Source organism: Terrabacter sp. Root181 (assembly GCF_001428505.1).
In the GTDB taxonomy this organism is placed as follows: domain Bacteria; phylum Actinomycetota; class Actinomycetes; order Actinomycetales; family Dermatophilaceae; genus Terrabacter.
Window position 1 is genome coordinate 1,449,780 of the sequence record NZ_LMHU01000001.1, and the last position, 12,836, is coordinate 1,462,615.

Consider the following 12,836-nt stretch of genomic DNA (forward strand, 5'->3'; position numbering starts at 1 on the left):
GAAGTCGGCGAGATGAACGAGCCGGAGGCCAGCAAGTGCCCCGTGGCCCACGACCGGTCGACCCGCCCCGCGGGCACGAGCAACGAGGACTGGTGGCCGAACCGCCTCGACCTCAAGATCCTCGCCAAGAACCCCGCGGTCGCCAACCCGCTCGGTGACGACTTCGACTACGCCGCGGCCTTCGAGAGCCTCGACCTCGCCGCCGTCAAGGCCGACATCGCCGCCGTGCTCACCGACTCGCAGGAGTGGTGGCCCGCCGACTTCGGCCACTACGGCCCGTTCATGATCCGGATGGCCTGGCACAGCGCCGGCACCTACCGGGTCCAGGACGGCCGCGGCGGCGCTGGCGCCGGGCAGCAGCGCTTCGCCCCGCTCAACTCCTGGCCCGACAACGGCAACCTCGACAAGGCCCGCCGCCTGCTGTGGCCGGTCAAGAAGAAGTACGGCCAGAAGCTCTCGTGGGCCGACCTCATGGTCCTCACCGGCAACGTCGCCCTCGAGACGATGGGCTTTGCGACCTTCGGGTTCGGCGGCGGACGCGAGGACGTCTGGGAGCCGGACGCCGACGTCTACTGGGGCTCGGAGGCCGAGTGGCTCGGCGACGAGCGCTACAGCGGCGAGCGCGACCTCGAGAACCCGCTCGCGGCCGTCCAGATGGGTCTCATCTACGTCAACCCCGAAGGCCCCAACGGCAACCCCGACCCGCTCGCCGCGGCTCGCGACATCCGCGAGACCTTCGCCCGCATGGCGATGAACGACGAGGAGACGGTCGCCCTCATCGCCGGCGGCCACACGTTCGGCAAGACGCACGGCGCCGCCGACCCGCTGACGTACGTCGGCAAGGAGCCCGAGGCCGCCGGCCTCGAGGAGCAGGGCCTGGGCTGGATCAACACCTACGGCACCGGCAAGGGCAAGGACGCCATCACCTCCGGCATCGAGGTCACGTGGACGCCCACGCCGACCCAGTGGGACAACGGCTTCTTCGACATGCTCTTCGGCCACGAGTGGGAGCTGTCCCAGAGCCCCGCCGGCGCGGCCCAGTGGGTCGCCAAGGACGCCGAGGCGATCATCCCGGCGCCCGACGAGGGCGGCGCCAAGCGACTGCCCACGATGCTGACGACCGACCTGTCGCTGCGGGTCGACCCGGCATACGAGACGATCTCGCGCCGCTTCCACGAGAACCCCGCCGAGTTCGCCGATGCCTTCGCCCGCGCCTGGTTCAAGCTGACCCACCGCGACATGGGCCCGGTCGCGCGCTACCTCGGACCCGAGGTGCCGCAGGAGGAGCTGCTCTGGCAGGACCCGCTGCCGGCCGCCACCGGTGAGCCGATCGGTGCCGACGACGTCGCGACGCTCAAGCAGGCCGTCGCCGAGTCCGACCTCACCGTGACCCAGCTCGTCAAGGCCGCGTGGGCATCAGCGTCGACCTTCCGCAGCAGCGACAAGCGCGGTGGGGCCAACGGTGCCCGCGTCCGCCTCGAGCCGCAGAGCGGCTGGGACGTCAACGACCCCGCCGAGCTCGCGACCGTCCTGCGGACCCTCGAGGACATCGCGGCCGACTTCAACGGTCGTGGCGGCGCCACCGTCTCGCTCGCCGACCTCATCGTCCTCGGCGGCAACGTCGCGGTCGAGCAGGCCGCTGCCGCAGGCGGAGTCACGGTCGAGGTGCCCTTCCGTGCCGGTCGGGTCGACGCCTCGCAGGAGCAGACCGACGTCGAGTCGTTCGGCTACCTCGAGCCGAAGCACGACGGCTTCCGCAACTACGTCGGCAAGCCCGGTCGCGTGCCCGCCGAGTACCTCCTCGTCGACCGCGCCAACCTGCTCGGTCTCTCGGCCCCGCAGATGACGGTGCTCGTCGGCGGTCTGCGCGTCCTCGGCGCCAACACCGGCGGCTCGACGACCGGCGTCCTCACCGACCGCGTCGGCACGCTGACGAACGACTTCTTCGTCAACCTGCTCGAGCTCGGCACGACGTGGACCGCCGTCGGCGAGGGTGCCGACGAGTTCACCGCGACGAACGCCGCCGGCGAGCAGACGTGGACCGGCAGCCGCGTCGACCTGCTCTTCGGCTCCAACTCCGAGCTGCGTGCCCTCGCCGAGGTCTACGCGAGCGACGACGCCGCCGAGAAGTTCGTCCACGACTTCGTCGCCGCGTGGTCGCAGGTCATGGAGGCCGACCGCTTCGACGTCAGGTGACGGCCTGACCCCTCGCCCGGGCCCGGGATGGCGTATGCCGTCCCGGGCCCTCGCGTGCCCACGTGAGGATGCACGCGGCATACGCCCTGTGCCGAGCACGCTGTCGGTCGGGCGTGATGGAATCCTCCGGTGGTCATCCTCCGTCGAGCTCCTGCCCTCGCCCCGGTGCAGGTGCGGCTCGACGAGCGCCAGCAGGCCGCCCTCGACTCGTCCGCGCGCGTGCTGCGGGTCCTCGGCGGCCCCGGCACGGGCACGTCCACGGTGGCCGTCGAGCTGGTCGTCGACGCCGTGCGCCGGCAGGGTCTGCGGGCCGACTCGTGCCTCGTGCTGACCTCGAGCCGCAGCGCAGCGGGCGAGCTGCGCCAGCAGGTCACCGCGCGGCTCGGCGGCACGTCGACCGAGTCGCTCGCGCGCACGTGGCAGGCGTTCGGCTTCGGCGTCCTGCGGGCCGAGGCGGCGCTTCGGGGCGACCCGCCACCGCGCCTGCTCAACGGACCGGAGCAGGACGTCATCCTGCGCGACCTGCTCGCCGGGCACGCCTCCGGTGAGGTGCGCGGGCCGTCATGGCCCGAGGAGCTGCGTGAGGCCCTGGCGACGCGGGGCTTCCGCAACGAGCTGCGCGACCTGCTCATGCGCTCGGTCGAGCTGGGGCAGGCTCCCGACGACCTCGCCCGGCTCGCGGTCGAGCACGACCGGCCCGAGTGGGCGGCGGCCGCGCACGTGCTGCGCGAGTACGACCAGGTCACCTCGTTCAGCAGACACGGCTCCTACGACCCCGCATGGGTGCTCACGGCCGTCGCCGAGCTGCTCGACGACGACCCGTCGGCCCTCGACCGGCTCCACGAGCGCATCCGCCTCGTCGTCGTCGACGAGGCCCAGGAGCTGACGTCCGCCGCGGCGCGGCTGCTGCGCGTCGTCGCCCGACCCGGTGGTCCACGGGTGGTCCTTCTCGGCGACCCCGACGTCGCGGTCCAGACCTTCCGCGGCGCCGACCCGCGCTTCCTCGCCGACGGCTGGACCGACCTCGCGGGTGCAGGCCGTGACCCGCGCTTCGTCGGCGGTCTCTTCGACCTCATCGACGACGCCGGCGACGGTGCGAGCGAGACCGTCGTGCTCGACCGGACCCACCGGCTCGGCGAGGCGATGGTCGGCGTGGCCGACCGGGTCTCGCGGCGCATCGGGGCGCTCGGTGGCGGTGAGCAGCGCCGGATGACGCCCGCCACCGCAGACCCGTCGCGAGGCGCCGTCGAGGTCGCGCTGCTGCGGTCGGCGGCCCAGGAGACGGCGCACGTGGCGGCCCTGCTGCGCCGGGCCCACCTCGTCGAGGGCGTGCCCTGGACCGACATGGCCGTCATCGTGCGTGGCTCGGGGCGTGCCGACGCGATGCGTCGCCTCCTCGGGCAGGCCGGGGTGCCGGTCCAGGCGGGCAGTGCCGAGACGCCGGTGCGCGACGAGAGCGCGGTCCGCCCGCTGCTGCACCTGCTCGAGGAGAGCATCGCGATCGCCCGGGCCGAGCATCGCGGCGAGACCCACGTCATCGACCCGGTGCGCGCAGCCGATCTCGTGCTCTCGCCCGTCGGGGGGAGCGACACCGTGGGGCTGCGCCGACTCCGGCGACTGCTCCGGCAGGACGAGCTCGCCTCCGGCGGTGGGCGATCCAGCGACGAGCTGCTCGCCGAGCTGCTGCAGTCGGTGCCGCGCGCTCGGATGCTGGGGTCGACCGCACGGCCCGCCGAGCGCATCGCGACGGCGCTGGCGGCGGGGGCTGCGGCGGCTCGCGTCGGCGACGACGGCCGATGGGCGCGGGGGGTCACGGCCGAGTCGGTGCTCTGGGCCGTCTGGCAGGGTGCGGGGGTCGCCGACGGATGGCGACGCCAGGCGCTCTCGGGTGGCTCGTCGGGTGAGCGGGCCGACCGCGACCTCGACGCCGTGCTCGCGCTCTTCGACGCCGCGGGTGCCTTCGTCGACCGGCTGCCCACAGCCGGCCCCGACAAGTTCCTCGAGCACATCCAGGGCCAGGACGTCCCGGGCGACACCCTTCTCGTCGGCGGCCAGTCCGGTGGCCGCGTCGCGCTGCTGACACCTCAGACCGCCGCCGGCCGCCAGTGGCGCATCGTCGTCGTCGCCGGGGTCCAGGAGGGCGTGTGGCCCGACCTGCGGCTGCGGGGCTCGGTCCTGGGGTCCGAGGACCTCGTCGACGTCGTCGCCCAGCGGCCGCTCGGCTTCCGGGCCGCCCAGGCGGCGGTGCGCTACGACGAGACTCGCCTCTTCCTCGTCGCCGTCACCCGGGCCACCGAGCGCCTGCTCGTCACCGCGGTCGGCAACGAGGACGAGCAACCCTCGGTCTACCTCGACCTCGTCGACCCGCCCGCGACGACCCGGCTCGCCGACGAGGTGCGTCCGCACTCCGACGTCGCGCGCACCATGACCCTGCCCGGGCTCGTGGGTGAGCTGCGCCGCGAGGCGGTGAGCCCCGAGCCGGGCGTCGCCGAGCCGGCCCTCAACCTGCTCGCGGCTGCTGCGCGTGAGGGCGTGCGCGGGGCCGACCCGGCCTCGTGGTGGGCGCTGCGGTCCGTCACGAGCGAGCGGCCCGTGCGTCGGCCCGACGAGCCCGTGCCGGTGTCGCCGTCGAAGGTGACCTACTTCGCCGAGTGCGGGCTGCGCTGGTTCCTCACGTCGGTCGGCGGCGAGGGCGTCTCGCTCGGCGCGGCCTCCGTCGGCACGTTCGTCCACGACATCGTCGCGGGGCTGCCCGACGCTCCGCTCGACGAGCTGAAGCACGAGGTCGACGCGCGCTGGGGCCGCCTCGGGCTCACGCCGGGCTGGGTCACCGACCGCACCCACCAGGAGGCGCACGACATGGTGGCCCGGTTCGCGGCCTACCGCGACGGCGCCGAGCGGGACTGGGAGCGCGTCGGCATCGAGACAGACTTCCGGGTCGAGGTCGGACGCGCCGTGGTTGCCGGGCGCGTCGACCGCATCGAGCGCGACGCCGACGGCCGCGTGCGCATCGTCGACCTCAAGACGGGCAAGTCCAAGCCGACGCGGGCCGAGCTGGCCCAGCACGGCCAGCTCGGCGCCTACCAGGTGGCCGTCGAGGAGGGGGGCTTCCCGGCCCTCGGCGACCGCAGCGCCGGGGCTGCGCTCGTCTTCATCGGCAAGGGCGGCCTGTCGGGGCTCAAGCCCAGCGTGCTTCCCCAGCCGCCGCTCGCGAGCAGCGACGACCCGACGTGGGCGCGGGCGCTCGTCGAGCAGACGGCCGAGGGGATGGGCGCCGGCGAGTTCCGGGCGGCTCAGGGCAAGGCGTGCGAGACGTGCCCCGTGCGGTCGTCGTGCCCCGTCCAGCCCGAGGGGGACGCGCTGTGACGACGACACAGGCTCCGCCGGCGACGACCGTGCAGCACAGCGCCTTCGACATCGCGACCGCGCTCGAGATGCCGCCGCCCACCGACGAGCAGGCTGCGGTGATCGAGGCCGGTGCCGGGCCGCTGCTCGTCGTCGCCGGGGCCGGCTCGGGCAAGACCGAGACGATGGCCGCGCGCGTCGTGTGGCTCGTCGCCAACGGCCTCGTCGACCCCGACCAGGTGCTCGGTCTCACCTTCACCCGCAAGGCGGCCGCCGAGCTCTCTCAACGTATCGCCAGACGACTGCGGGGCCTCGAGCGCGCCGGCATCTGGACCCCGCCCGCCGACGACGGCACGGGTGCCGAGGTGCTCGGTGGCACCCCCACCGTCTCGACGTACCACGCGTACGCCGGCCGGCTCGTCCGCGAGCACGCCCTCCGGGTGGGCATCGAGCCGGAGTTCCGGATCCTCACCGAAGCCGGCGCCTGGCAGCTCGCGGCCGAGGCGGTGTCCCGATGGGACGGGCCCATGGACGACGTCGTCAAGAGCGAGGCCACCGTCATCCAGGCCGTCATGGCGCTCGCCGGCGAGATGGCCGAGCACGTGCGCACGCCCGACGAGGTCATGGAGCACCTCGACGCCGTGCTCGCGCGTCTCGACGCTCTGCCCGACGGGGAGGGCCGCGGGTCGCTCACCGCCGCCCGCGACGCGATCGCCGTCCTGCGCGAGCGGCGCACGGTCCTGCCGATCGTCTCGGCCTTCCTCGCCCTCAAGCGCAAGCGCGAGTCGCTCGACTTCGCCGACCAGATGGCCATCGCCGCCCGGCTCACCCGCTCGGTGCCCGCTGTCGGTGAGATCGAGCGCGAGCGGTTCCGGGCTGTGCTGCTCGACGAGTTCCAGGACACCTCCGAGGCGCAGCTCGAGCTGCTCCGGTCGCTCTTCCACCACCCTGGCGTCGCGCTGACCGCCGTCGGCGACCCCAACCAGTCGATCTACGGCTGGCGCGGTGCGAGCGCGACCACCCTGCTGCGCTTCCCGACCGAGTTCGCCGGCGAGGCGGGCCCGGCCGACGTGCTGCCGCTCTCGACGAGCTGGCGCAACGACTCGCTCATCCTCGACGCGGCCAACGCCGTCGCCGCGCCGCTCGCGACCGAGCACGTGCAGCCGCTCCGACCCCGCCCGGGCGCCGGGGTCGGGACCATCGAGGTGGCCCGGCTCGAGACGGCCGAGGAGGAGGCCGACCACCTCGCCGGCTGGATCGCCTCGCACTGGTTCAGCCCGAGCGGACGCCGCACCGGTCGCAGCGCGGCCGTGCTGTGCCGGCGACGCTCGACCTTCCCGGTCGTGCTCGAGGCCCTGCGCCGCCGGCAGCTGCCCGTCGAGGTCGTCGGCCTCGGTGGACTGCTCGTCACACCCGAGGTCAGCGACCTCGTCGCCGCCCTCTGGGTCGTGCAGGACCCCAGCCGCGGCGACCAGCTGATGCGCCTGCTCACCGGGCCCGTCGTCCGCCTCGGCGCCGCCGACCTGGCCGGGCTGTGGGCCTGGGCGCGCGAGCTGCACTCCAGGACGCCGCGTGTCGGGGGCACCGCCGCGACCACGGCCGCGACAGGGGCCGCGACGGGTGGCGCGACGGTCGCCGCGACGGTCGAACCCGGCGCTGCCGGCGCTGACGGCGCTGCCGACCCGACAGTGGAACCCGACGGGACCGAGCCGGGCGACGCGCCCACCTCCGACCGGCGCGGCTCCGACCTCGCGGCCGACAGCGCCGACACCGCCACCCTCGTCGAGGCCCTCGACGACCTGCCGCGGGCCGGCTGGACCGGACGGGACGGTGCCCGCATCGGCGACGAGGCCCTGGCCCGGCTGCACGATCTCGGCGACGTCGTGCGCCGGCTGCGTCGGCTCACGGCGCTGCCTCTCGTCGACCTCGTCGCGGAGGCCGAGGTGGCGATCGGTCTGGACATCGAGGTGCTCTCACGTCCCGAGCACACGGCGTCGACCGCGCGCGTGCACCTCGACGCCTTCGCCGACGTCGCGGCTCGCTATGCCACGACCGCCGACCGGCCCACGCTCTCGGGCTTCCTCAGCTGGCTCGACGCAGCGCGAGACCAGGAGCGAGGCCTCGACGCCGGGCACACCGAGTCCGACGCCGACGCCGTGCAGGTGCTCACCGTGCACGCGGCCAAGGGCCTCGAGTGGGACGTCGTCGCCGTGCCGACTCTCGTCGAGGGCGTCTTCCCGGCACACGGCGCGACCGCGGTCGCACCTGTGGCGGACAGCGAGCCCACGGCATACGCCTGCTCGGGCGACGTCAAGGACAAGGGCTGGCTCATCGGGCTCGACTCGTTGCCGTACGACCTGCGCGGTGACCGGGCCGGCCTGCCCCACCTCGACTGGCGAGGGGTGCCCGACCGCAAGGCGCTCAGCGCCGTGATCGACGAGTTCGTCCTCGACGGCGGGCGTCACGCCGTCGCCGAGGAGCGCCGTCTCGCCTACGTCGCGCTGACGCGCGCGCGGTCGTCGATGCTCCTCACGACCCATCTCTGGGGCGCGGCCAAGAAGACGCTGTCGGTGCCCTCGCGCTTCCTGGCCGAGGTCGAGGACTCGGCGCCCGGCTCCGTCGTGCGCACGGCGTGGGTTGCTGCTCCGGAGCCGGTCGTCGACGACAAGGGCAAGGCGTCGGCGCCGACCAACCCTCACCTCGCCGTCCCGATCTCGCAGCTGTGGCCCCACGACCCGATGGGGGTGCGACGTGCCGGACTGCTCGACGCGCACCGTCGGATCGTCTCTCTGGTCGACGCGGGGCCGACCGTGCCAACAGGTGACCCGCGCGTGGACGACCTCCGGATCCTGCTCGCCGAGCAAGCGGCTCGTCGATCCCGCGGCGAGTCCGTCGTCGACGTCCCACGGCACCTCTCGGCCTCCGCGGTCGTCTCGCTGGCCCGAGACGCCGAGGCGTTCGCGATGTCGCTGCGGCGCCCGATGCCGAGCCCGCCGGCCGTCGCCGCCCGACAGGGGACGGCCTTCCACGCGTGGATCGAGGAGCACTACTCCCGCGCGGCCTTCGTCGACCTGCTCGACCTCCCCGGTAGCGCCGACGAGGGCGCGGCCGACGACGGAGACCTCGACGAGATGAAGGAGCGCTTCCTGGCCAGCGAGTGGGCCGACCGCATCCCCGAGGAGATCGAGATGTCCATCGAGACGGTCATCGACGGCATCGCCGTCCGTGGTCGGGTCGACGCCGTCTTCCCGCGCGACGACGGCGGGTGGACGGTCGTCGACTGGAAGACGGGCGCCCGCCCCACCGGGCGCGACGCCACCGTCCGTGCCCTCCAGCTCGGCGCGTATGCCGTGGCGTTCGCCCGGCTGCGCGGCGTGGACGCGTCGCTCGTCGACGCGGCGTTCTACTACGCGGGCGAGGGCGTCACGGTGCGCCCCGAGCTGCCGGGCGAGCCCGCCCTCGTCGACCTCCTGCGCACCCTGCCCGACTAGCAGCGCCACTCGAGTGAGCGCCCCGTCCCAGTCGAGTGGGAGTCAGGCCGGGTGCTCGGGACGGTGCTCGACGGCGATGAAGTCGGAGGCGCCCTCGTGGAGGTCGAGCACTCCGTCGGCGTCCTCGGGCAGGGCCTCGACCTCGTCGATCTCGAAGGTGGACGCATCGGCATCGGCCGCCATGACCGGCACGGGTTGCGAGTCCTCCTCCGCGCCCTCCGGCCACGGGGAGGGCTCCGGTTCGGGGTCGTCGGCGTGAGCCCACGTCGGCCCCTCCTCGACGTCGCCGGTGACTGGCTCGGGGGAGGGCGCGGAACGGTCGGCGGCTGTCCCCGCGACGTACTCCTGCGGCTCGTCGAGCAGGGTCGTCATGGAGATGGCCTGGGTCTCACCGAGCATCGGGAAGGGCGCGTGCGGCTGGGTCGCGTCCCACTCCGGCTCGGGCCGCTCGGGGTCGTCCGGGTCGAGAAGGACCGCCGCGCGCTCACGCGCCTGCCTCGTGCGCTCGCTGCGCTCGGCGTCCTCCTGCGCGTGACGGCGGTCGTCCTCCTCGACCCGCGCGTCCAGGGCGCGCAGCTCCTCGGCGGTGCGCTCGACGACGTCGAGCTGCCCCGAGGCCAGGGCGTGGAGCAGGGATCGGAGCGGCGCCATCTCGGCTGCGAGCCGGGCGCGGCGCACCAGGTGCACGTCGGGTCGCTCGATGCGCGACTCGGCGTAGGCCTCGAGGACGGCATCGAGGGTCTCGGCGGGCGCGAGGCTGGCGAGCTCGGCGAAGTCGTCGGCCGCGTCGCCGACGCGGCTGGCCTCCCAGGCGAGCACGCCACGGACGTGACCGCTCGACGAGTCGCCGTCGTCGTCGAACGACGCGAGGACGTTCTGGCCGATGAAGGTGCCGTGCACCGCGCAGGGAGCGAAGCGCCACAGCGAGACGTCCTCGAGGGCGTGTTCCCACCGCGTGAGCAGGCCCGTCGGCACGTGCCCGGTCGCGGCGGCGCGGTCGAGCTCGGAGAGCTGGCGGCGACGGTGGGCCTCGGCGTCGTAGGTGGGTCGTCCGGCCTCCTCGAACAGGAGGTGCTCGACGTTGTGGATGTGGGCGAGCGTGCGGCCGACCTCGGCGGTCAGGGGCCCGGGCCGGAGCCCGGAGAAGTCGAGCGGCCGGCCCGGAACGCGCAGGTAGACCGCGGCTCGGCCCTCCGGCACCTGGGCGAGTCCGCGGACCATCGGCATGGCCACGTCGAGCCGCCGCCCGAGCAGGCCCGACAGCGCCGAGATGTCGTCGAGCATGGCGCCGGCCGCAGCGGTGCAGGGCGCCTTGACGACCCAGCGGCGGTCCTGGCTGTCCTGCACGTACGCGATCTCGAAGAGGTCTCCGGGCTCGCCCGGGACGCCCTCGACCGTCACCGGGTCGAGGCCCGGCACGGCCGAGCTCGCCAGGGCGGCGAGGAAGAGCGGGCTGCGCGTCACGTCTCCACCGTAGGTCGAGGGACGCGCCGAGCGTGGGAGGCGACGCCCGGCGCCGGTCGGTTCGGTGCAGCCTCGACACCGGTGCGACGGTGCCGGCTCGCCGCCCTAGGGTGGGTCGCGTGGCAGTGACCGACGAGACCCTGGCCGACCTCGCGCTCTCGCGCAGCTCCCTGGACCGGGTGGCTCTCGAGCGCCGCCGGCCCGATGTCCTCACCGAGCTGCTCGACGACCCGCGGACCCGCGTGGCCGAGATCCGGGGCGACCGGATGCGGGTCGACGACGCGGGCGACGACGCGCTGACCCTCCTGACCCGCGCCCCCGAGCCCGAGGACCACGCCCGCCTCGGACTGCACCTCGGCCGCGACGGCGACGGGACCGCATACGTGGGCGTCGTCTCGACGGAGGTCGAGAGCGAGCCGTCTGGCGACGGTCCGGGAGCGGAGTCCGCAGGCTGGCTCACCCTGCGGCAGGCGGGTGAGGCGCTCGCGCCCCGCGACGCCGGCGTCTTCACGACCGCGCTGGCACTGGCCAACTGGCACTCGACCCACCGCTTCTGCCCCCGCTGCGGGGCGCCGACCGAGCCCCGGCAGGCCGGCTGGGTGCGGCGGTGCGCGCGCGAGGGCAGCGAGCACTACCCCCGCACCGACCCCGCCGTCATCATGTCGGTCGTCGACCCCGACGACCGGCTGCTGCTCGGGCGCGGGGCGCACTGGCCCGAGGGGCGGTTCTCGGTGCTCGCGGGCTTCGTCGAGCCGGGGGAGGCGTTCGAGTCCGCGGTCGCGCGCGAGGTCGCCGAGGAGGTCGGTGTCACGGTGGAGGCGGTGCGCTACCTCGGCAACCAGCCGTGGCCGTTCCCGTCGTCGGTCATGATCGGGTTCGAGGCGACGACGCGCGAGACCGAGCTGACGATCGACCCCGTCGAGATGGCCGAGGCGCGCTGGGTGAGCCGCGAGGAGTACCGCGACCTGCTGCGCGGCGGGACGATCCGCACCCCGAGCGGCATCTCCATCGCCAAGCGGATCATCGAGCACTGGCTCGGCCAGACGGTCGAGTCCGTCGTCGCGCCGGGCGCGGACACCGCCTTCTGAGCGGGGTCCGCCCGGCGGGTCCGCGCGGCGGGTCCGCCCGGCGGGTCAGCCCGCGAGGCGCGAACGCACCTCGGCCAGCGACGGGTTGGTCGCCGCCGAGCCGTCGGGGAAGACGACGGTCGGGACGGTGCGGTTGCCACCGTTGACGTGCTCGACGAAGTCGACGTGCTCGGGGTAGGCCTCGAGGTCGATCTCGGTGAAGGGGACGCCCTCGCGCGCCAGCTGGCCCTTGAGGCGAGTGCAGTAGCCGCACCACGTGGTCGTGAACATCGTGATCGAGCCCTCGTCGGGCGTGACCTGGGTGAGCTCGGGCATCGGTTCCTACTCGTCGTGTGTGCGTCGTGCACGGTGGTGGGGACGGCCCCCACGGGCGTCGTCCCTCGGTGCAAGGATGACCCCATGGCCAAGCGCGGCGCAAAACGACCCCCCAAGATGGACCTCGACGTCTACGAGACCGAGGTCCGTCGTCTTCAGGCCGAGCTCGTCGCCTTCCAGGAGTGGGTGCGGGCGACGGGTCAGCGGGTCGTCGTCGTGTTCGAAGGACGCGACGCCGCCGGCAAGGGGTCGGCCATCAAGCGCATCACCGAGTACCTCAGCCCCCGCGTCGCGCGCATCGCTGCCCTGCCGGCGCCGACCGACCGCGAGAAGACGCAGTGGTACTTCCAGCGCTACATCGCCCACCTGCCCGCGGCGGGCGAGATCGTCCTGTTCGACCGGTCCTGGTACAACCGCGCCGGGGTCGAGCGGGTCATGGGCTTCTGCACCGACGCGCAGTACGCCCGCTTCCTCGAGCAGGCGCCTCTCTTCGAGCAGATGCTCGTGGACGACGGCGTCATCCTGCGCAAGTACTGGTTCAGCGTCTCCGACGTCGAGCAGGAGCGCCGCTTCCGCAGCCGGGCCAAGGACCCCATGCGCCAGTGGAAGCTCTCGCCGATGGACCTCGAGTCGATCACCCGGTGGGAGGACTACTCCGAGGCGAAGGACATCATGATGGCCGCGACGAGCACCGAGTGGGCGCCCTGGCACGTCGTCGAGTCCGAGGACAAGCGCCGCTCGCGCCTCAACGTCATACACCACCTGCTCAGCTCGATCCCGCACGCCGCCGTGACGCCGGACGTGCCGCCCGTGCCCAAGCGCCCCGCTCCGCGCGGCTACGAACGCCCGCCGCAGCACGAGCAGAACTACGTGCCGGACCACGCCGCGAGCGTGCTGGCCACCTCGAAGGGTGATCGCTCCTGAGCGCAGTACCGTC

At 73.9% G+C, this 12,836-nt stretch carries 7 protein-coding genes; 5 read left to right on the forward strand and 2 right to left on the reverse strand.

What is annotated here, in order from left to right; genetic code table 11:
• The first annotated feature begins 12 nt into the window (after positions 1-12).
• The 3 genes from katG to ASD90_RS06810 all read left to right on the forward strand — a co-directional run bounded on the left by katG (position 13) and on the right by ASD90_RS06810 (position 9,032).
• On the forward strand, positions 13-2,196 hold the full coding sequence (gene katG / locus ASD90_RS06800) for a catalase/peroxidase HPI (protein ID WP_157623104.1): 2,184 nt from the start codon (positions 13-15) through the stop codon (positions 2,194-2,196).
• A gap of 129 nt (positions 2,197-2,325) precedes the next feature.
• Entirely contained in the window at positions 2,326-5,562 is a 3,237-nt protein-coding gene (locus ASD90_RS06805) for an ATP-dependent DNA helicase (RefSeq protein WP_056753186.1), read from the forward strand.
• The gene (locus ASD90_RS06810) at positions 5,559-9,032 is read left to right on the forward strand and encodes an ATP-dependent DNA helicase (RefSeq protein WP_056753189.1); all 3,474 of its coding nucleotides are present in this window, start codon (positions 5,559-5,561) and stop codon (positions 9,030-9,032) included. The genes ASD90_RS06805 and ASD90_RS06810 overlap by 4 nt, the downstream gene beginning before the upstream one ends.
• A gap of 42 nt (positions 9,033-9,074) precedes the next feature.
• On the opposite strand, the gene ASD90_RS06815 is transcribed toward ASD90_RS06810, so the two are convergent.
• Positions 9,075-10,496, reverse strand: a complete 1,422-nt coding sequence (locus ASD90_RS06815; protein ID WP_056753192.1) for a phosphotransferase — start codon at positions 10,494-10,496, stop codon at positions 9,075-9,077.
• Positions 10,497-10,615: 119 nt separating this feature from the next.
• Here ASD90_RS06815 and nudC point away from each other — a divergent pair, with 119 nt between their 5' ends.
• The gene (gene nudC, locus ASD90_RS06820; RefSeq protein ID WP_369793573.1) at positions 10,616-11,584 is read left to right on the forward strand and encodes an NAD(+) diphosphatase; all 969 of its coding nucleotides are present in this window, start codon (positions 10,616-10,618) and stop codon (positions 11,582-11,584) included.
• A gap of 45 nt (positions 11,585-11,629) precedes the next feature.
• On the opposite strand, the gene ASD90_RS06825 is transcribed toward nudC, so the two are convergent.
• Positions 11,630-11,899, reverse strand: a complete 270-nt coding sequence (locus tag ASD90_RS06825) for a mycoredoxin (RefSeq protein WP_056753197.1) — start codon at positions 11,897-11,899, stop codon at positions 11,630-11,632.
• An 84-nt stretch (positions 11,900-11,983) separates the two neighbouring features.
• Here ASD90_RS06825 and ppk2 point away from each other — a divergent pair, with 84 nt between their 5' ends.
• Complete coding sequence (gene ppk2 / locus ASD90_RS06830; RefSeq protein ID WP_056753200.1) at positions 11,984-12,823, forward strand: polyphosphate kinase 2; 840 nt, start codon at positions 11,984-11,986, stop codon at positions 12,821-12,823.
• Positions 12,824-12,836: the final 13 nt, after the last annotated feature.

Coding starts and splice junctions, on each gene's coding strand:
- ppk2 (WP_056753200.1), top strand. CDS start 11,984: ATGGCCAAGCGCGGCGCAAAACGACCCCCCAAGATGGACCTCGACGTC.
- ASD90_RS06825 (WP_056753197.1), bottom strand. CDS start 11,899: ATGCCCGAGCTCACCCAGGTCACGCCCGACGAGGGCTCGATCACGATG.
- katG (WP_157623104.1), top strand. CDS start 13: ATGAACGAGCCGGAGGCCAGCAAGTGCCCCGTGGCCCACGACCGGTCG.